At 58.2% G+C, this 19,911-nt stretch carries 22 protein-coding genes and 1 other annotated feature; of the genes, 20 read left to right on the forward strand and 2 right to left on the reverse strand.

The window, feature by feature from the left end; genetic code table 11:
• Nucleotides 1-23 precede the first annotated feature (23 nt).
• The 4 genes from yabA (at nt 24) to rsmI (ending at nt 2,413) form a co-directional block, all read left to right on the forward strand.
• Complete coding sequence (gene yabA, locus FOI68_RS15825) at nt 24-389, forward strand: DNA replication initiation control protein YabA (RefSeq protein WP_029098046.1); 366 nt, start codon at nt 24-26, stop codon at nt 387-389.
• A gap of 119 nt (nt 390-508) precedes the next feature.
• Nucleotides 509-1,276: a tRNA1(Val) (adenine(37)-N6)-methyltransferase gene (locus FOI68_RS15830; RefSeq protein WP_029098045.1), complete on the forward strand. Its 768-nt coding sequence runs from the start codon at nt 509-511 to the stop codon at nt 1,274-1,276.
• Nucleotides 1,227-1,532 (forward strand): GIY-YIG nuclease family protein, encoded by a 306-nt coding sequence (locus tag FOI68_RS15835; RefSeq protein WP_081656440.1) that lies wholly within the window; start codon nt 1,227-1,229, stop codon nt 1,530-1,532. Before FOI68_RS15830 ends, FOI68_RS15835 begins: the two co-directional genes overlap by 50 nt.
• Nucleotides 1,529-2,413: a 16S rRNA (cytidine(1402)-2'-O)-methyltransferase gene (gene rsmI, locus FOI68_RS15840; RefSeq protein ID WP_029098043.1), complete on the forward strand. Its 885-nt coding sequence runs from the start codon at nt 1,529-1,531 to the stop codon at nt 2,411-2,413. Before FOI68_RS15835 ends, rsmI begins: the two co-directional genes overlap by 4 nt.
• A 93-nt stretch (nt 2,414-2,506) precedes the next feature.
• Here rsmI and FOI68_RS15845 read toward each other — a convergent pair whose 3' ends face one another.
• Entirely contained in the window at nt 2,507-2,758 is a 252-nt protein-coding gene (locus FOI68_RS15845) for an AbrB/MazE/SpoVT family DNA-binding domain-containing protein (RefSeq protein WP_029098042.1), read from the reverse strand.
• A 436-nt stretch (nt 2,759-3,194) separates the two neighbouring features.
• Nucleotides 3,195-3,448 (forward strand) — a binding site (T-box leader).
• Between the two features lie 47 nt (nt 3,449-3,495).
• On the opposite strand from FOI68_RS15845, the gene metG reads away from it, so the two are divergent.
• The 12 genes from metG (at nt 3,496) to spoVG (ending at nt 14,539) form a co-directional block, all read left to right on the forward strand.
• Entirely contained in the window at nt 3,496-5,526 is a 2,031-nt protein-coding gene (metG, locus tag FOI68_RS15850; protein ID WP_143863716.1) for a methionine--tRNA ligase, read from the forward strand.
• A 19-nt stretch (nt 5,527-5,545) separates the two neighbouring features.
• On the forward strand, nt 5,546-6,325 hold the full coding sequence (locus FOI68_RS15855) for a TatD family hydrolase (RefSeq protein WP_044899275.1): 780 nt from the start codon (nt 5,546-5,548) through the stop codon (nt 6,323-6,325).
• Nucleotides 6,326-6,786: 461 nt separating this feature from the next.
• Nucleotides 6,787-7,872, forward strand: a complete 1,086-nt coding sequence (locus FOI68_RS15860) for a resuscitation-promoting factor (protein ID WP_029098039.1) — start codon at nt 6,787-6,789, stop codon at nt 7,870-7,872.
• Between the two features lie 152 nt (nt 7,873-8,024).
• Nucleotides 8,025-8,579, forward strand: a complete 555-nt coding sequence (gene rnmV / locus FOI68_RS15865; protein ID WP_029098038.1) for a ribonuclease M5 — start codon at nt 8,025-8,027, stop codon at nt 8,577-8,579.
• Nucleotides 8,576-9,478 carry a 16S rRNA (adenine(1518)-N(6)/adenine(1519)-N(6))-dimethyltransferase RsmA gene (gene rsmA, locus FOI68_RS15870; protein WP_035296608.1) on the forward strand — a complete coding sequence of 301 codons (903 nt, stop codon included), beginning with the start codon at nt 8,576-8,578 and terminating at the stop codon, nt 9,476-9,478. The genes rnmV and rsmA overlap by 4 nt, the downstream gene beginning before the upstream one ends.
• Before the next feature lie 292 nt (nt 9,479-9,770).
• Nucleotides 9,771-10,043 (forward strand): biofilm formation stimulator Veg, encoded by a 273-nt coding sequence (veg, locus tag FOI68_RS15875; protein WP_029098036.1) that lies wholly within the window; start codon nt 9,771-9,773, stop codon nt 10,041-10,043.
• 173 nt (nt 10,044-10,216) lie between these two features.
• Nucleotides 10,217-10,399 carry a small, acid-soluble spore protein, alpha/beta type gene (locus FOI68_RS15880; RefSeq protein ID WP_029098035.1) on the forward strand — a complete coding sequence of 61 codons (183 nt, stop codon included), beginning with the start codon at nt 10,217-10,219 and terminating at the stop codon, nt 10,397-10,399.
• A 270-nt stretch (nt 10,400-10,669) separates the two neighbouring features.
• Complete coding sequence (locus FOI68_RS15885; RefSeq protein ID WP_143863717.1) at nt 10,670-11,827, forward strand: YdcF family protein; 1,158 nt, start codon at nt 10,670-10,672, stop codon at nt 11,825-11,827.
• A gap of 88 nt (nt 11,828-11,915) precedes the next feature.
• The gene (gene ispE, locus FOI68_RS15890; RefSeq protein ID WP_044899273.1) at nt 11,916-12,794 is read left to right on the forward strand and encodes a 4-(cytidine 5'-diphospho)-2-C-methyl-D-erythritol kinase; all 879 of its coding nucleotides are present in this window, start codon (nt 11,916-11,918) and stop codon (nt 12,792-12,794) included.
• A gap of 57 nt (nt 12,795-12,851) precedes the next feature.
• Nucleotides 12,852-13,682: a pur operon repressor gene (purR, locus tag FOI68_RS15895; RefSeq protein WP_029098033.1), complete on the forward strand. Its 831-nt coding sequence runs from the start codon at nt 12,852-12,854 to the stop codon at nt 13,680-13,682.
• Between the two features lie 7 nt (nt 13,683-13,689).
• Nucleotides 13,690-14,073, forward strand: coding sequence for a RidA family protein (locus FOI68_RS15900; protein WP_143863718.1), 384 nt, complete (start codon nt 13,690-13,692; stop codon nt 14,071-14,073).
• 178 nt (nt 14,074-14,251) lie between these two features.
• Nucleotides 14,252-14,539 (forward strand): septation regulator SpoVG, encoded by a 288-nt coding sequence (gene spoVG / locus FOI68_RS15905; protein ID WP_029098031.1) that lies wholly within the window; start codon nt 14,252-14,254, stop codon nt 14,537-14,539.
• Between the two features lie 153 nt (nt 14,540-14,692).
• On the opposite strand, the gene FOI68_RS15910 is transcribed toward spoVG, so the two are convergent.
• Nucleotides 14,693-15,712, reverse strand: a complete 1,020-nt coding sequence (locus FOI68_RS15910; protein WP_035296929.1) for a CobW family GTP-binding protein — start codon at nt 15,710-15,712, stop codon at nt 14,693-14,695.
• A 256-nt stretch (nt 15,713-15,968) separates the two neighbouring features.
• On the opposite strand from FOI68_RS15910, the gene glmU reads away from it, so the two are divergent.
• The 4 genes from glmU (at nt 15,969) to pth (ending at nt 19,799) form a co-directional block, all read left to right on the forward strand.
• Complete coding sequence (gene glmU / locus FOI68_RS15915; protein ID WP_143863719.1) at nt 15,969-17,351, forward strand: bifunctional UDP-N-acetylglucosamine diphosphorylase/glucosamine-1-phosphate N-acetyltransferase GlmU; 1,383 nt, start codon at nt 15,969-15,971, stop codon at nt 17,349-17,351.
• 24 nt (nt 17,352-17,375) lie between these two features.
• Nucleotides 17,376-18,326, forward strand: a complete 951-nt coding sequence (locus tag FOI68_RS15920; RefSeq protein ID WP_035296614.1) for a ribose-phosphate diphosphokinase — start codon at nt 17,376-17,378, stop codon at nt 18,324-18,326.
• Nucleotides 18,327-18,415: 89 nt separating this feature from the next.
• Entirely contained in the window at nt 18,416-19,039 is a 624-nt protein-coding gene (locus FOI68_RS15925; RefSeq protein ID WP_143863720.1) for a 50S ribosomal protein L25, read from the forward strand.
• A 193-nt stretch (nt 19,040-19,232) separates the two neighbouring features.
• Complete coding sequence (pth, locus tag FOI68_RS15930) at nt 19,233-19,799, forward strand: aminoacyl-tRNA hydrolase (RefSeq protein ID WP_029098026.1); 567 nt, start codon at nt 19,233-19,235, stop codon at nt 19,797-19,799.
• Nucleotides 19,800-19,911 lie beyond the last annotated feature (112 nt).

Consider the following 19,911-nt stretch of genomic DNA (forward strand, 5'->3'; position numbering starts at 1 on the left):
GGTAGCGGGGATGAGGTGAGCAAGTGGACAAACGGGAAATCTTCGTCAAGATGGCCAGCATCGAGGAACGAATTGGCGATCTGTATCGGGAAATTGGCGAATTGAAAGACGTCATCGTTGTCTTGATGGAGGAAAACGCCCAATTACTCGTGGAGAACCAACACCTTCGCAATCGGCTGGACAAGAAGACAGCCAGTCCGCCGCCGGAACCAAAAGAAACGGTCAAGCAGGAAACCGCCAAGAAGAAAGTGGTCGGAGAAGGCTATGACAATCTGGCGCGGCTGTATGCGGAAGGTTTTCACATTTGCAACGTTCATTTCGGCAGCCTGCGCAAAGAGGGAGATTGCCTGTTCTGCCTCTCCTTCCTCAGCGGCGGTGTTCACAAATAACAGGATAGCATGGCCTTTTTGTACCGAAGCGACCTGAGCATTGCGGCAGGTCGCTTTTTGCAGACAACGTGCAGAGGCCGTTACAGACTGATGGTGGAAAAAGGAGTATGGAACAACGGATGCAACCGGAAATCAACGTGCCGCTCTACGAGACGGAGCGCATTGACGACCTGCTCACCCATGAAATGAAAATCATCCAGAGCCGTGAAGTATTTTGCTTCTCCATGGATGCGGTGCTGCTTGCCCGCTTTGCGTCGGTGCCCAAACGGGGACGGGTGCTCGACATGTGCACGGGCAACGGCGCGATCCCGCTGATCATGACGACGCGGTCGCCGGAAGCGGTGTTTGAAGGCATCGAGATTCAGGAGCGGCTGTATGACATGGCCAGTCGGAACGTCAAGCTGAACAGGCTGGAATCGCGCATCACGATGCACCACGGCGACGTGAAGGACGCCGTGCAGTTGTTCGGGCACGGCAAGTTTGACCTGATTACCTGCAATCCGCCGTACATGCCGGCGACCAGCGGCGAGAAAAACGTCAGCGAACACTTTGCCATCGCCCGCCACGAAATCTTGCTGTCGCTGGAAGACGTCATTCGGGTGGGCAGCCAACTGCTGAAAAACGGCGGGAAGATCGCCCTGGTGCACCGCTCGACGCGCCTGGTGGACATCATCACGCTGATGCGCCAGTACGGCATCGAGCCGAAGCGGATGCGGCTGGTCTACCCGCGCCGCGACGCCGAGCCCAACATGCTCCTGATCGAGGGGATGCGCAACGGCAGGCCGGAACTGCGCATCCAGCCGCCGCTGATTGTCTACGAAAACGGAGAGGAATACTGTGAAGAACTGCAGGAGATCTATTTCGGAAAGCGGGATTCCCTCGCATAAAAGCCACTTTGTCTACATCCTGCGCTGCGCGGACGGGACCTATTACACCGGGTATGCCACGGAATTGGCCCGCCGCATCCGGGAGCACAACGAGGGCAGAGGGGCCAAGTACACGCGGGGCCGAGGGCCGGTGGAGCTGATGTATTGGGAAGAAGGGACGGACCGCTCGTGGGGAATCAGGCGGGAGGAAGCGATCAAACGCCTGACCCGCTCTCAAAAGGAAGAACTGATCGAGGAAGGTGGTCGTAAGTCATGAACGTCCAGCGCAGTTTCGCCGACGAACAGACGGGAGTCCTCTACCTGGTGGCCACGCCCATCGGCAATCTGGACGACATCACGGTTCGCTGTCTGGAGACGCTGCGGGCCGTCGATGTGATCGCCTGCGAAGACACCCGGCAAACCCGCAAGCTGCTGAACCATTTTCAGATTGAGAAGCGGACGGTCAGCTACCACGAACACAACAAGGAGGCCAGCGGCAGCGGTCTCTTGCAATGGCTGGCGGAAGGAAAGCGGATTGCCCTGGTCAGTGACGCCGGTCTGCCCGCCATCTCCGACCCGGGGGCCGATCTGGTGCGGGATGCCGTGGCGGCCGGCTTTCCCGTCGTTCCTGTCCCCGGCGCAAACGCGGCGCTGACCGCGCTGATCGCCTCCGGCCTGCCGACGGACCGCTTTGTGTTTTGCGGCTTTTTGCCGCGCGACAACAAAGACCGCCGGGAAGAACTGCAGCGGCTGGAGCGCTACCCGGAGACGCTGCTGTTTTACGAAGCGCCCCATCGCATCGTGAAAACGCTCCAGGCGATCCGGGAAGCCTGGGGCGATCGCCGGGCCGTGCTGGCGCGGGAGTTGACCAAGCGCTACGAAGAGTTTGCCCGCGGCACGCTGGGGGAGCTGATCGACTGGCTGGCGGCGGGGGAGGCGCGAGGCGAGTACTGCCTGATCGTGGAAGGATACCGCGGCGCGCCGGCCGCTCCGGAAGAAGAAGCGGCCTGGTGGCAGCCGCTTGACATCCGGGAGCATGTCGACCGCTACTGCGAACAAGGCATGAGCAAAAAGGAAGCGATCAAGAAGGCAGCGGACGACCGGGGCCTGTCCAGGCGGGACGTCTACAATGAATACCACCGCGATCCGGAAGCGTGATCGCATGAAAAAAGGCCGGGGAGTCATCCCCGGCCTCCTTCGTCTTACCGGCAGCGCTTCGTACAAAGCGGCTCTGTATGGTTGAGCGGACGATTAACGCTTGACCGCAGGCAGTTCGTTCAGGCAGTCCTGGCAAATGATTTTGCCTTTGAAATAGGAAACCCGGTCCGCATTGCCGCAGAAAATACATGCAGGCTCGTACTTTTTCAGGATAATGCGCTCTCCGTCCACGTAAATTTCCAGCGCGTCCTTTTCGGCGATGCCCAGGGTGCGGCGCAGTTCAATCGGAATCACCACGCGGCCCAGCTCGTCCACTTTACGTACAATCCCCGTCGATTTCATCATGAATCGTCTCTCCTCTCACAATGTTGCCCAGTGTCGTTTATTGTGCAAATCGGATTATTAATCGTCAATATTCGACAATTTCCGTTGTTCTCATCATACCAGCGATTCCCAAAGGTGTCAATATGATTTTTACAAATCTTTGAAGCCACATCTGGCGCGGGTTTGACAGATATGTACAGCATCATTGTTTGCATGTGCTCGACATCAATATTCATCGGTATCTTGGAAAAAAGTAACTGGAAGCGCATAGGGGCGAATTCGTCACTTTATGTCGAATGATAGAGAAGGTGATTCGACAAAAGTGGCCTTTTTTCCCCTTGATTCCTTTTTTTGCCCTTTTGCCCGTCAAGCGTCTGTCCCGCCGCAAAGTTGCAGGCGGGTGGTTTACAAAATGAGGCGGTTGTGTACAATAGAGGGTGAATCAGGTATTTCATAGCGAACGACGATGACGGGAAGAGTAGGCTTGCCATCCTTATGACAGAGAGCCGGGGTAGCTGCGAACCGGTATAAGCGATCAAGCCGAAAATGGCCCCCGAGTCTCGCGGATGAACCGCCGTTTCCGGCGCCAAGTAGTCTGCGACGCAAGCCTGCGTTACGGGTGAGTCAGCAGCAGTCTGACTCGACAAGTCCGCTGTTCGCGAGAAGGCGGAGCATTTGGGTGGTACCACGAGAACAAGGCTCGTCCCAATCTGGGGCGGGCTTTTATTTTTTAACGTATGTCAGGAGGGTTTTGTTGCATGAAACCGACGTACTACATTACCACGCCGATTTACTATCCGAGCAACAAGCTGCACATTGGCAACGCCTACACCACCATTGCCGCCGATGCAATGGCGCGCTACAAACGGCTGCGCGGCTACGACGTCTACTACCTGACCGGTACGGACGAGCACGGGCAAAAGCTGCAGGAGCGGGCGGCCGAAGACGGCAAGCAGCCGCTTGAATTTATCGACCCGATTGTCGACTGGATCAAGGATCTGTGGGCAAAGCTGGACATCTCCTACGACGATTTTATCCGTACGACCCAGCCGCGCCACAAGGAAGTCGTGCAAAAGGTGTTCAAACGGCTGCTGGACCAGGGAGACATCTACCTGGGCGAATACGAGGGCTACTACTGCGTACCGGACGAGGCGTTCTGGACCGAGACGCAGTGCAAGACGGACAAAGGCTACTTCTGCCCGGACTGCGGCCGCGAAGTGAAAAAGGTGAAGGAGAAAAACTACTTCTTCCGCCTGTCCAAGTACCAGGACAAGCTGCTGAAGTTCCTGGAGGAGAATCCGGACTTCATCCAGCCGGAGTCCCGCCGCAACGAAATGATCAACAACTTCCTCAAGCCGGGTCTGCAGGACCTCTCCGTCTCCCGCAGCAGCTTCGACTGGGGCATCAAGGTGCCGGACGATCCCGAGCACGTCATCTACGTCTGGATTGACGCGCTGACCAACTACATCTCCGCGCTGGGCTACCTGTCCGACGACGACAGCAAGTTTCGCAAATACTGGCCGGCGGACGTCCATCTGGTGGGCAAGGACATCCTCCGTTTCCACACCATTTACTGGCCGATTCTCCTGATGGCGCTGGACGTGCCGCTGCCGAAAAAGGTGTTCGGCCACGGCTGGCTGCTGATGCCGGACGGAAAGATGTCCAAATCCAAAGGCAACGTGATCGATCCGAAGCTTCTGATCGACCGCTACGGCTCCGACGGCGTGCGCTACTTCCTGCTGCGGGAAATCAACTTCGGCCAGGACGGGGTCTTTACGCCGGAGTCGTTCATCCAGCGGCTCAACTATGACCTGGCCAACGACATCGGCAACCTGCTGAGCCGCACCGCGACGATGATTGAAAAATACTTCGACGGCATCGTGCCTGCTCCGCAGGAGGCGGGCGAACCGGACGACAGCCTGATCGAACTTGCCACCAAGACGAAAGCGCTGGTGGAGGAGCACATGGACGAAATGCGCTTCAGCAACGCGCTGGCCCACATCTGGGAGCTGATCGGCCGGACCAACAAGTACATCGACGAGACCATGCCGTGGAACCTGGCCAAATCCGACGAGACCAAAGGCCGCCTGGCCACCGTCATGTACAATCTGGCGGAATGCATCCGCATCGTCTCCATCCTGATTCAGCCGTTCATGACGAAAGCCCCGGCGAAAATCTGGGACCAATTGGGCATCCTCGACAAGCCGGAAGCACTGACCTGGGAGTCCGCCGGCGTCTGGGGAGGCCTGCCGGTCGGCAGCACGGTCAGCCGCAAGGAGCTGCTCTTCCCGCGTCTGGACGTGCAGGCGGAGCTGGCGTTCATCGACGAATCCACGGCGGAAGCGCGCCGTCAGGCAGAAGAGAACAAGCGAAAACAGGAAGCGTTGAAAGGAGAAGCATCCGTGAAAGAGACAACCGCGAACCAAACCGATGCACAGGCAAACGACAAACCGGCGGACGCGAAAGAGGAAATCACGATCGACGATTTTGCCAAAGTGGAACTGCGCGTGGCGCAAGTCGTCGAGTGCGTGAAGCACCCCAACGCCGACAAGCTGCTGGTGCTCCAGTTGGACCTCGGCTATGAGAAGCGCCAGGTGGTTTCCGGCATCGCCAAGTACTACACGCCGGAAGAAATGATCGGCAAAAAGGTGATCCTGGTCGCCAACCTGAAACCGGTGAAACTGCGCGGCGAACTGTCGCAGGGCATGATCCTGGCCGCGTCCGCAGGCGATCAACTGACGCTGGCGACCGTCGATCCGAGCATGCCGAACGGAGCAATCGTGAAGTAGGGAAAGGAAGGTCGATCCCGTGTTATTCGATACGCACGCGCACCTCAATGCCCGGGAGTTTGACGAGGATCGTGAGGACGTGATTGCCCGCGCGCGGGAAAACGGCGTGAGCACCATCGTCAACATCGGCTTCAACGCCGAGACGATCCCCACCTGCCTGGAGCTGGCGGAGCGCTACGACTTCATCTACGCCGTGGTCGGCTGGCACCCGCAGGACGCCAAGGACATGACCGACGAGCATCTGGAGTGGCTGGAGGAGCTGAGCCGCCACCCGAAAGTGGTCGGACTGGGAGAAATGGGTCTGGATTACTACTGGGACACCTCGCCGCGGGACGTGCAGGCGGAGGTGTTCCGCAAGCAGATCCGCCTGGCCAAAAAGCTGGGCCTGCCGATCATCATTCACAACCGGGACGCCCACCAGGATGTCATCACGATTCTGAGGGAGGAGAAGGCGGCCGAAGTGGGCGGCATCATGCACTGCTTTTCCGGGAGCTGGGAGACGGCCAAAATGGCGCTCGACATGAACTTCTACATCTCGTTCGGCGGTCCGCTCACGTTCAAGAACGCGAAGCAGCCGAAGGAGGTGGCGGCCAAGGTGCCGCTCGACCGTTTGCTGATCGAGACCGACTGCCCGTACCTGACCCCGCACCCGTATCGCGGCAAACGAAACGAGAGCGGGTACGTCCGCTACGTCTGCGAGGCAATGGCCGACATCCACGGCCTGTCCTACGAGGAAATGGCCCGGATCACCGCCGAGAATGCCCGCCGGCTGTTCCGGCTGGAGGCCCGTACGGAATAACCGTGTCCGAAGCCGCATGACCAATGACGAAAGCCCTTCTGTGATCGCGCATCAGCGCATCGCAGAAGGGCCCTGTTTTTTTCAAATCAAATCCCGGCTTGTTCTTTGCGCACATCCGGCGGCGTTTTCCGGCAGGCGGCTGAGCGTTTCCCGCCAAGCCAGGTTCTCCCGCCGTTTTGCCCTGCATACCATAGTCCATATGTCGAACGATTCCATTCTCCTCGACAGAGATGCTCGACACAAACTTGCTTCCATTCGCCATTCGCTTTTTGCTAGGCTGGTAGCAATCATCATTTGGATCTAGGAAGGGGGCAATTTGACAAACCGGAGAAAGTAGCATACAATCAAGACCGACCTTGTTCAGAACTGGCCAATTTCCAAAATATTGGTGCGATTTCATCACCCTTGCCTGACCAGACAGGAAAAGCCTTGTGCTTTTCTAGGAAAAAGGAGTGTGGGAAATGGAGTTACGCACGGTATGGGAACGGCAGAAGAAGCGAGCGATTGCCGTACTGGGCGGTCTCGCTCTGGTGCTGGTACCCATGATTGGCTATTTTTCTGCCCAAGCAACGCAACCGAAGCAGGTCACGTTTACCTTGGACGGCGTCACCCAAAAGGTGGGGACCAAGGCGCAAACCGTCGAGCAGTTTTTGGAAGAACGACACATTGCGGTGACAGACAGCGATTACCTGCAGCCAGACGCAGACACCAAAATCACCAACGGAACAACCATTACCTTACATACACGCTGGGCAATCCCTGTCCACGTGGACGGGCAGACAAAAGTCGTGCAAACGCTCAGCCGTGACGTCGCCGGCGTCTTGAAGGACGCGGGAATCACGCTGGGCAAACAGGACCGGGTGGAACCGGCACTGACAGCGTCTCTCTCCAAAGACTCGACGATCTCCGTCACGCGCGTCAGCGAACGGATCGTCACGGTGGAGGAGCGCGTGCCATACCAGGAAATTCGCAAAAGCGATGGTTCTCTGACAAAGGGACAGACCCGCGTACTGCAAAGCGGGCAGGAAGGGAAGGCCATCGCGCACTACAGACTGGTCACGGAAAACGGCAAAGAAATATCCCGTGAACTGGTGAAACGAGATGTCATCACACCGAAAAAAGACCGTATTGTCGCGGTGGGAACGGCCGCATCCGTTCAAGCCGACACGTCAAAACGGGTCGTTGCCGCAGCGGGGTTGGTCTCCCGCGGCGGCAAAGTGTTCCGGCCGAAACAGGTACTGAACGGGGTTACTTTGACCGCCTACTCTCCGGCAGGAGGAGGCAAACCCGTCGGCTCGCCGGGTTATGGCCGCACGGCTACCGGTGTCAAGGCGAAAGCCGGGCACACCATTGCCGTCGATCCCAAAGTCATTCCGCTGGGATGGTGGGTGTTTATCGACGGAATCGGGTATCGTCGGGCGGAGGATACGGGCGGAGCGATACACGGTCACAAGATCGACGTGTTCGTCAGCACCGAAGCGGAAGCGGTCCAGTTCGGCCGCAAGCGAAATCGCACGGTCTACATTATCGGACCGCACAAGCCTTAGGGACAGGAGCCTGCGCTCCTGTCTTCTGTTTGCTGTCTTACCAATATGACGGGTGGGGAGCGGAAACGTTTCAGCCACACGGACAGAAACGGAACTTGTTTTTGGTGTACACTAATACCATTCCAACACGGTAGGAAAGCGGGAGCAGCGACATGAAGATCAAAGAAGTCATCGTCGTGGAAGGGCGGGACGACACGGCCGCCATCAAGCGGGCCGTCCAGGCGGACACGATCGAGACGGGCGGGTCTGCCATCAACCCGAAAACGATCGAAAAGATTCGCCTGGCCCAACAAAAACGCGGCGTCATTATTTTTACCGACCCCGATTACCAGGGAGAGCGGATACGCAAGATCATCAGCCGGGCGGTGCCGGGCTGCAAGCACGCGTTCATCACCCAGGAGGACGGGACGAAAAAAGGGGACATCGGCGTGGAGAACGCTTCCCCCGAGGTGATCGTCCGCGCGCTCTCCGAGGTGCGTACCGAGATGGCCGATCAGGCCGGGGAGATCACGCCCGACGACATGATCGCCTACGGATTGACCTCGGGTCCGGATTCCAAGGAGCGGCGAATCAAACTGGGCGAACGGCTGGGCATCGGGTACGCCAACGCCAAGCAGATGCTGCAGCGCCTGAACGCCTTTCAAATCAGCCGGGCGGAGTTTCTCGCCGCCATGAAGGCCATTGACGAAGGAGGGGAGCAGCCATGACCCGAGCCGTCGGCAAAGATATCGCCACGCCTACGCGGACCAGGGAAATCCTGGAGAAGTACGGCTTTTCGTTCAAGAAAAGCCTGGGCCAAAACTTTTTGATCGACACCAACATTCTGCACAACATCGTGGCGGCGGCCGAACTGGACAAGGGGAAGGCGGCGCTGGAGATCGGTCCCGGCATCGGCGCGCTGACCGAACAGTTGGGCAGAGCCGCCGGCCGTGTCGTGGCGGTCGAAATCGACCAACGGCTGCTGCCCATCCTGGCGGAAACGCTGGCTCCCTATGAAAACGTGGAAGTGGTGCACGGAGATGTGCTGGAGCTGGATCTGCGGGCGCTCCTGGCGGACAAGCTGGCTGGCTACGAACAGGTGAGCGTCGTGGCCAACCTGCCGTACTACGTGACGACGCCGATCCTGATGAAGCTGCTGGAGGAACGGCTGCCGCTGGAGCATATCGTGGTGATGATCCAGAAAGAGGTGGCGGACCGGATCGCTGCCAAGCCGGGTACCAAGGACTACGGCTCGCTCAGCGTCGCCGCGCAGTTTTTCGCGGAGACGGAAGTGGCGATGGTGGTGCCGGCCAGCGTTTTCATTCCCCGGCCCAATGTCGATTCCGCCGTGATCAAGCTGACGATCCGCAAGCAGCCTCCTGTCGAGGTGGACGACGAAGCGCTGTTTTTCCGCGTGGTACGGGCTTGTTTTGCGCAGCGGCGGAAGACGCTGCTCAACAACCTGATGAACGGTTTGTTCGACAAAACACAAAAAGACGATGTGGTTCGGCTGCTGGCTGAGCTGGGGATCGACCCCGGCCGCCGCGGCGAGACCCTGGGCATCGAAGAATTTGCCCGGCTCGCCAACGCCATCCGCCGCAGCAATCTGATGCCGCATCGAACATGAGGAACGCCCCTTGGAAACAAGGGGCGTTCGGATTGTTGGGACAGTCTCTTTTTTCGTCGAAAGGGGACTGTCTCAGCCATCTGAGGGCACGATGATAATGGGACGGAGGAAGTCGGTCGGGAATTTTTTTGCCGGACGTGCCTGTCCCCGGACAAGCCATGTGACAAAAATCCGCTGATTTCACGAAAAAAACACCGTTGACAAGAACTGATTTTGGTTGCTATAATTTTTTATTTCTTTGACAAAATAAGCATAGACTGTTATAATGGAATCAAGCGAGGTGGATGGAACAATGGCAAGAAACGCGTTACTTGACATTAAACGCAGTTTAGACGAGCACATTGGCGAACGCATCCTGCTGAAAGCCAATGGCGGTCGCCGCAAAACCGTCGAACGGACGGGCATCCTCGAAGAAACGTACCCATCTGTATTCGTTGTAAAGCTTGATGACGACCAATTGTTTGAGCGAGTTTCATACAGCTATGCTGACATCTTGACGGAAACAGTAGAATTGACAGTGTGCCGTGACAACGAGCACATTCGCATTACTTTTGTACAGCAGTAGAGCCCTGGGGGCTCTGCTGTTTTGTTTTTGCCTTCCTGTCGTCCCCGGTTCGGTGTACTCGATATCATATACGTCCGGCGCCGTTTCGGTGTCGGCTGAATCGAGACAGCGGCCGGGGTTTTTTTGCCCGGCCTCGCGCATACTAAGGCTGTCAACGGGAAAAGGAGGATGTTATGGGTCGCAGACGAGGCATCATGTCTGAAGCGTTCAAGATGGAGTTGGCCAAGGAGCTGGGGTTTTACGACACGGTGAAAACCGAAGGCTGGGGCGCCATCACCACGCGCGATGCCGGGAATCTGGTCAAACGCGCGATTCAGATCGCCGAGGAAGCGTTAGCCAAACAGAATGCCAAATAAACTCGTTGACGGGCCGGGGCAACCCGGCTTCTTCCTGCGTTTTTGGTTTCGCGGCAGTTGCTCTGCATTGCCTATTATGATAGAATATTCAGAAAAATACACACGCGTGTCACTAGGCGAACTAGGCATGAGCGAACGGAAGCGGCAGGGGCGAGTCCCTCTGCTCCGGACGCTCATGCTTTTTTCAGGAGGTGAAAGCGGGCAGCAGACCGGGAACAGGCGAGGGTTACGCACCAAACAGATCGATCAGCGACAGGAGGAATGGGAAGCATGTGGAAAAGCAAGGGAATCGTACGGGGAACAGTGGCCGCTCTTGTCATCTCTGCGGCGCTCTATACGCCAGTTTCGGCCCAAACGGAGGCGGCAACTCCCGAGCCGCCGCCATCAGCGTCTGCGGAAGCGCCGGCGAGCGTCATCCAAAACGACGAGCCCACATCCGTCCGCATCAATCAGTTGGTCGACACGGCCATGTACTACTACTGGCACGGCGGCGACCTGCAGCAAGCGGAAAAGGAAATCTTCAAGGGCATCACCCTGAAAGGCAAATACGATGTGGTCGAACACGCCTTTCGGGAAGCGACGATCCTCGATCCGTACAATCTGGATCTGAAGTTTTCGCTGGCGTCGACGCAGGTCATCCAGAAAAAGCTGCCCGAAGCCCTGCAGACGTACCGGCAGATCCTGCGCCTGGACCCTGACAATTTCAACGCCACCCTGCTGTTCGCCGTCTACTCCAAGGCGAACGGAGACGAGCGGGCGTTTCAGGAGGCCGTGTCCAGGCTGCGGACGATCGATCCGCAAAGGACGGCCGCCTATCTGGAAAAGCTGCGGGCGACAGACGAGATCCTGGCCGGCAGGCTCAACACCGCGGTTCCGGCCGGGCTGCCGCAAACCCGGCACGCGATCGTGATCCTGGGCTACGCGCTGGCGGACGACGGTTCGATGCGCCAGCCGCTCGTGGACCGGCTGAAAACGGGCCTGGCGGTCGCCAGACAATACCCGCAGGCCAACATCATCGTTACCGGCGGAGTGCCGAAGCAGGGCGTCACCGAAGCGGATGCGATGAGCCGGTGGCTGGTCTCCCAAGGGATTGACCAGGACCGCATCCTCCTGGAGAACAAGTCGACGGACACGGTGGAAAACGCCCTGTTTACGACGGCGATCCTGGAGAGGGAAGGGATCCGCGACGTCACGTTGGTGACCAGCGCGAGCCATATGAGACGGGCATTGACCGTCTTTCGCGAAGCCGGCGAATTATACGCGAAGATGAACGGCGGCAGCGGGAGCGTCAGATTTAGCCATGCGGCCAGCCTGGATTACCCGACGATCGAGGAGGCGCAGCAGGTGACGAAAGACGAGCGGCTGGTCACCTACCGTGACCTGCTGAGAGCGTCGGGCATCTGGGCGTATCCCGGAAAACAGCGATAGGCTTTTCTTCCGTCCAACTGGCATGGCAGAGAACCCCTGTGCTACAATAAGAGACTAGGAAATCTGAACGTAGGCAGAGGTGAACAACATGCGTATCTCGGTCAAAGCGCCCGCCAAAATCAACCTGACTCTCGACGTGCTGGCCAAACGGCCGGACGGTTATCACGAAGTGGAAATGGTGATGACCACGGTGGACTTGGCGGATCGCGTAGACCTGACCTTGCGCCAGGACGGCGCCATTACGCTGGACTGCTCTGCCAGTTTTGTACCGGACGACATACGCAACCACGCCTACAAGGCGGCGGTGCTGCTGCGTGAACGCTATCAGGTGCGCCAGGGCGTACATGTGTATATCGACAAACAGATTCCCGTAGCCGCCGGACTGGCCGGGGGAAGCAGTGACGCGGCAGCCGCCCTGCGCGGCCTGAACAAGCTGTGGAACCTCGGGCTGAGTCTGGACGAGCTGGCCGCCATCGGGGCGGAAATCGGATCCGATGTGCCGTTTTGCGTCTACGGCGGCACGGCACTCGCCAGGGGGCGGGGCGAGCAGATCACCCATCTGCCGGCTCCCGCTCCCTGCTGGGTCATTTTGGCGAAACCGCCGATCGGGGTCTCCACTGCTGACGTGTACGGCCAGTTGCGCGTTCAGGAGATCGCCTGCCATCCTTCGACGGAACAGATGATCAAGGCGATTCGCGAACAGGATTTTTCGCTGATGTGCCGCTCCATGGGCAACGTGCTGGAAGAGGTGACGCTGGCCATGCACCCGCAAGTGCGGCAGATCAAGGAGCTGATGGAGCAGTCGGGAGCGGACGGCGTGCTGATGTCGGGGAGCGGCCCGACCGTGTTTGCCCTCGTACAAAAGGAAGCGAAGGTGCACCGTATCTACAACGCGCTGCGCGGGTTTGTCAAAGACGTGTTCGTCGCCCGCATGCTGGGGATGCCGGATGGGGAAATGCTTGCATGAACCCGTATGGAAATGATACATTAGCACCATAATATTCGGTTTTTTGGAGGAAGAATCATGAAGAAAATGCGCAGAAGTGCGCGTCTGGTCGACATGACGCAGCACTTGCTCGCCCATCCCCACACGTTGATTCCACTCACCATGTTTGCCGAACAGTACGGGGCGGCCAAGTCGTCCATCAGCGAAGACCTGTCCATTATCAAGGAAGCGTTTGAGAGCCAGGGTGTGGGCGCGCTGCGAACGGTAGCGGGAGCGGCCGGCGGAGTGAAGTACATTCCCCAGATGAAGACGGAACACGCCCTTCACTTCATGCGCGAACTGATCGGCCATTTGGAAAATCCCGACCGCCTGCTGCCGGGCGGCTACCTGTACATGTCCGACATCCTCGGTCATCCGGCCACCATGGCCCGGATCGGCAAGCTGTTTGCCACCGCCTTTGCGGAAAAGAACGTGGAAGTGGTCATGACGGTGGAAACCAAGGGGATTCCGCTCGCCTACGCGACGGCCGCTTATCTGAACGTGCCTGTCGTGATCGTCCGGCGCGACAACAAGGTGACGGAAGGGTCCGTGGTCAGCATCAATTACGTGTCCGGCTCGAGCAAGCGCATTCAGACGATGTCGCTGGCCCGCCGTGCGCTGGCCGAACAGTCCCGCGTCCTGATCGTCGACGATTTCATGAAGGCCGGCGGCACGATTCGCGGCATGATCGATCTCCTGCAGGAGTTCCGCGCCACCGTGGTGGGCTGCGGCGTGTTGGTGGAGACGGCTGACGTCACGGACCGCCTCGTGGACGAGTACGTCTCGCTGGCCAAGCTGCGCGATGTGGACGTCAAGGGCAAGCAGATCGAGATCGAGCTGGGCAGTTATTTTCACGAGAGAGAGGAGTAATGGACAGATGGCGATTTCATTTGTTTCGACGGACAAGGCGCCGGCGGCGATCGGTCCGTACAGCCAGGCGGCCAAGGCAGGCCCGTTCCTGTTTGCGTCCGGCCAAATTCCGCTGCGCCCGGACGGCACCCTGGTCGAAGGGGATATCGTGGAACAGGCGCACCAGGTGTTCGCCAACATCAAGGCGATCCTGGCCGAAGCCGGGCTGACGCTCTCCGACGTGGTGAAAGCGACCGTGTTTATCAAGGACATGAACGATTTTGGCCGGCTGAACGAAGTGTACGCCGAATACTTCGGCGATCACAAACCGGCCCGCTCCACGGTGGAAGTGGCCCGTCTGCCGCGCGACGTGAAGGTGGAAATTGAAGTCGTTGCGTACACGGGAGAATAAACATCAGGTATGACAAGCCCGACACCCAGGCAGTGTCGGGCTTGTTTTTTTCCAATTTATTCGGCAGGGGAGATAAAATTATAGTTTTTTTTGCAAAAATTCGGTAACCCAGCAGGAATATTTACCCAGAGCGTGGAATTACTCCTAAACGCTTTGATAGATAAAGGGAGTGAACTTGATGGAAGTAACAGACGTCAGACTTCGCCGCGTGAATACGGATGGTCGAATGAAAGCCATTGCGTCCATTACGATTGACCATGAATTCGTGGTTCATGATATCCGTGTCATTGACGGGAACAATGGCATGTTTGTTGCGATGCCCAGCAAACGCACCCCGGATGGGGAGTTCCGCGACATCGCACATCCGATCTCCTCTGCCACGCGCGAAAAGATTCAAGCTGCTGTGCTGGCTGAATACGAGCGCGTCGGTCAGGAAGAGGAGAACACCATCGAAGCAGGCGCTTGATTCAAGCCCAACAAAAGCACCCGGTCGCGACGACTGGGTGCTTTGTTCTTGCCGGAGCGGCCGGCAGAAAGACGCCAGGCGCGGCTGTTCGGCCGGTCCCGGCCCGGCTGCCGACCCGCCGCCGGCCACGAGCTGGACGGCAGCGGCCCTCCGCTAATAGCAGGCCTCCAGATCGGCTATGATTTTTTCCCTGTCCAACCCTTCGCCGATAAAGACGGCGACCATCTTCGGGCCGAAGTTTTCGAAGGGAAACAGGTTCACCTGATTGTCGGTGTGCTGAAATGAAATCAGTTCCTCCCGCCCTTTAAACAGCACGTATCCTTTGGCGCGGTAGACGTTTTTCGGCAGATCCCAGAGAAAATCCTCAAACTTTTTTGCGTCCACCGGTCCAGTAAAATGGTAGGAAAAGGTCTCAATGCTGTTGTACAGCGACGGCTGACCGGCTGAAATACCGAGCGATCGTTTCACTTTTTCCAGGGCGGACATTCGTCCTATGCTTTTTTGCACAGGAGAGCCGGCCGCCTTGTCCCGGGCCCGTTCCGCCGCGCTGCGTTCGGCGGCGCGCTTGACGTTCAACAGTTCCCGCAGGTCCATGTCGCTCTGGATCGTCTGGTGGATCGGGGCGTGCGGATTCAGCTCAAGCAGCTTGGCCTTTACTTTTTCCAACACCTCCGGGGTGACCAGATCGATTTTATTTAATAGAAGCAAATCGGCGTACTTCACCTGGTTGCGGATCGTCTTGACCAGCGAGCCGCTCGACTGGAAGCGGGAGTTGAGGTCGCGGAAGCGGGAAGCGTCCACGACGCTTATGATTCCCTTGAGCTCCATCCTGTCGTACAGCTCCGGATGGGTAAGCGCGTCCACCACGTCAACCGGATCGGCCACGCCGGTGGTTTCGATCAGGATGTGGTCAGGCTCGAAGGAGGAGAGAACGTCCTTCAGTCCGTCCGTCAGCTCCCCGCGAATGGAGCAGCAGATGCAGCCGTCCAGCAGCTTTTTCACCGGAAAGCCGAAGCCCTGAATCTGCTCGCCGTCGATGTCTTCTTCGCCCATCTCATTCATCAGGACCACGACCCGGCCGTCCTGGTTCCGCAGATAGGCCAGCAGTTTCTGCAGCAGCGTCGTCTTGCCGCTGCCCAGATACCCGGTCAAAATGTATACGCCAGCGCTCAACGCGTCCATCCCCCTTGCCTTTTCATGTAACGGTGAGAACACGGAGGGCGGAGGTGGGGGAAGTCCGTTTTTCTTTTTCGGAAAAGACGGACGATTCCTGCGGCGATCCGCTCTCGGTTCCCCTCCCATCATAATCCAGGCGGGAAACAGGCGTCAAACGTCTAAAAATCGCCATCGGAAACCAGTGCCTACCGTCTTGAAATCACCATTTGATTAAGATATAGTCATTGTGGAACTTATACGCTGGAGGGTTGACATGTCTAAGATCCATGCCGTGGTACTGGCTGCGGGCCAGGGAACACGGATGAAATCGAAGCTGTACAAGGTTCTTCACCCCGTCTGCGGCAAGCCCATGGTCCAGCATGTGGTGGACACGCTGGCTTCCATGCGGGTGGAAGATGTCATTGTCGTCGTAGGTCACGGTGCTGACGCTGTCCGTTCCACGCTGGGCGAACGCGTCACGTACGCTTTGCAGAAGGAACAGTTGGGTACGGCCCATGCCGTGCAGCAGGCGGTACCGTTTTTGCAGGCGAAAGAAGGAACTACGTTTATTTTGTACGGAGATGTACCCCTCCTGTCCGAGGAGACGCTCACTGCTCTCTTGCGCTATCACGAAGAGCAGCAGGCAGCTGCGACCGTACTGACTGCCGTCGTCCCCGACCCGACCGGTTACGGACGCATCGTGCGCAGTGAAACGGGCGAGGTGCTGCGCATCGTCGAGCACAAGGACGCTACTCCGTCGGAACGGGCGATCAGAGAAATCAACACAGGCATATACTGTTTTGACAATCAAAAATTGTTGAAAGCCTTGGCACAAGTGAAAAATGACAACGCCCAAGGCGAATACTATGTGACGGACTGCATCGGCATTCTGCGGCAGGCGGGCGAAAAGGTGGCCGCCTTTGAAGCGGTGGACCCGGATGAAACGATGGGCGTCAACGACCGCGCGCAGTTGGCCGAAGCCGAAGCGTACATGCGCAGGCGCATCGCCGTGCGCCATATGAAAAACGGCGTGACGATTGTCGATCCCGCATCCACGTACATCGAAGCGGACGTGGTGATCGGTGCGGATACGGTGATTCAGCCCGGAACGTTTTTGCGTGCAGGGACAACCATTGGCGCCGATTGCGTGATTGGTCCGCAGGCGGATTTGACCAATGTGCAGGTGGCGGATCACGTCACCATCTCCTACTCCGTCATGGTCGACGCCCGTGTGGAGGCAGACTCTACGGTCGGACCGTTTGCCTATGTGCGGCCGGGAACGGAAATCGGCCCGAATGTCAAAATCGGCGACTTTGTCGAACTGAAAAATGCGAAAATCGGCAAAGGCACCAAGGTGCCGCACCTCAGCTACGTGGGCGACGCCGAGATCGGCGAGGGCGTCAATATCGGCTGCGGTACGATTACGGTCAACTATGACGGCGCCGTCAAACACAAAACGGTCGTGATGGACGGCTCCTTTATCGGCTGCAACACCAATCTCGTTGCGCCGGTTACTGTGGGACAAAACGCGTACGTGGCCGCAGGTTCCACCATTACGCAGGACGTGCCGGACGAAGCGCTGGCCATCGCTCGTGAGCGTCAGGTAAACAAGCCGGGTTATGCCAACAAACTGCCGCGCAAAGGCAAGAAGGATTAACAACGGGGGGTTTTCTTAAATATCATGGCTAACTACCGCGATCCTAAACTGAAGGTCTTTACGTGCAACGCAAATCGCCAACTGGCGAAAGAGATTGCGGAGCACATCGGCGTGCCGCTGGGCAATGCGGAAGCAGTCCGCTTCAGCGATGGCGAGTGTCAAATCAAACTGAACGAAAGCGTTCGCGGTTGTGACGTGTTTGTGATTCAGCCAACATGTGCTCCCGTTAACGAACACCTGATGGAACTGCTGGTGATGGTCGATGCGCTGAAACGCGCCTCCGCCAAGAGCATCAACGTCGTGATTCCGTATTACGGGTACGCCCGCCAGGACCGGAAAGCCCGCGCGCGCGATCCGATCACGGCCAAGCTGGTCGCCAACCTGATCGAGACCGCAGGGGCGCACCGCGTCATCACGATGGACCTGCACGCGACGCAGATCCAGGGCTTCTTCGACATCCCGGTCGACCACCTGTTGGGCGTGCCGATTCTGGGGAAATACTTTTCCGAAAAAGGCCTGCAGGACATTGTCGTCGTCTCGCCGGACCACGGCGGCGTAACCCGCGCCCGCAAGCTGGCGGAGCGCCTGGAAGCGCCGATCGCGATCATCGACAAGCGCCGTCCGGAACCAAACGTGGCGGAAGTGATGAACATCGTCGGGAACATCGAGGGCAGAACGGCAATCATCATCGACGACATCATCGATACGGCCGGCACGATCACGCTGGCGGCCAACGCGCTGGTGGAAGCGGGTGCGCGTGACGTGTACGCGTGCTGCACGCATCCGGTGCTGTCCGGCCCGGCCATCCAGCGGATCAACGACTCCAAGATTCGCGAGTTGGTGGTGACCAACACCATTCCGTTGAGCCAGGACCGGATGATCGACAAGATCAAGGTGCTGTCCGTGGCGCCGATCATCGGGGAAGCGATCATCCGCGTTCACGAAGAGCTGTCCGTCAGCAAGCTGTTTGATTAGTACAACCCGGTCAGGGGATTGAAATACGCCTCCGCTGGACAAGCTAGGGAGTAGGAAGAATCTGCTAGCTGTCCAGAGGAGGTTTTTTTGTGGAAACGATCAAGGCGATCATCCGCCGCAAGGGAGAACAGCCGACGAACAACGAGCTGCGCCGCCAGGGCTGGGTCCCGGCCGTCGTCTACGGAAGCGACGTCCAGAACCTGCCGATCCAGGTGAATGGACGGGAGCTGGATCAGGCCCTGCGCCATCAGTCGACCAACAAGCCGTTCAAGCTGGTGATCAACGGCAACGAACATCCCGTGATGGTCTACGAACTGCAGCGTCATCCCGTGAAGGGCAGCATCCTGCACGCCGACTTCAAGAAAATCAGCATGAATGAAAAAGTGCACACCAGCGTCCCGGTGCTGCTGTCGGGCGACCCGGAGCTGGGGGTGGCCACCCTGGTCCGCCACAGCGTGGAAATCTCCTGCCTGCCCGGGAGCATCCCCGAATCGTTTACCGTCAACGTCGACGGCCTCAACATCGGGGACGTGGTGCTGGCCAAAGATCTGGAGATCGCGCCCGATGTCGATCTCGGGATTGACGAGATGGAAGTGATCGTCAGCGTGCTGCCGGTGAAGGCCCAATCGGACGAATCGGTGGAGGCGGAACAGTCGGCCGAGGCTGTGGCCGAAGAGGCGGGATCGCCGACAGAGGAAGCCAAAAACGCATAGAGGCTCCTGCCCCGGGACGTTCGGGGCTTTTCTTATGGCCGCGACCCTTCCTTGGCGTTGTCGCAGGAAAGGCGGAGCGGGAAAACGGTCCGCGCCGGCCGATGTGGACGGATGCCGCACCGCGGGGCACCGCATCGGCTTGGCGGAGCGGGGTTTTCTATGTACAATGAGGGGAGGTTAGGAGGGAACAACCGTGAAAGTGATCATCGGACTGGGCAACCCCGGGAAAAAATATGAAGATACAAGACATAATGCAGGGTTTATGGCCATAGATAAAATTAGCGACAAGTGGAACATTCCCGTACAGCAGAACAAGTTTCGCGCCATCGTCGGCGAGGGACGGATTGAAGGGGAAAAGGTGCTGCTGGTCAAACCGCAGACCTACATGAACCTGTCCGGAGAGTCCGTAGCCGAGGTGCTGAAGTTTTACAAGCTGACTCCGGACGATGTCGTGGTCATTTACGACGATCTGGATCTGCCTCCGGGCCAGCTTCGCCTGCGGTTAAAGGGCAGCGCAGGCGGACACAACGGCATCAAATCGCTGATCCAGCACATGGGCACCCAGGAGTTCAAGCGAATCAAGGTGGGCATCGGCCGCCCCGAACCGGGAAGGAGTGTAAGCGATTACGTCCTGCAGTCTTTTTCCGCCGCCGAGCGTCCGGTGATTGACGCCGCCGTGGAGCAGGCGGCCGACGCCGCCGCGATGTGGGCGAGAGAACCGTTTGAGATCGTGATGAACCACTACAACAGTCGGAAGTAACGCGGATAAGCGCCCGAGAGCCAAAGGACCCGCTTGCTCCAGGCGGCGGGTCTAGTATGTTTTTCCACCCCCTCGGCCATACTAAGCGGTAGAATGGCCGGGGGGTGTAATG

Source organism: Brevibacillus sp. LEMMJ03, from assembly GCF_007197875.1.
GTDB lineage: Bacteria > Bacillota > Bacilli > Brevibacillales > Brevibacillaceae > Brevibacillus > Brevibacillus thermoruber.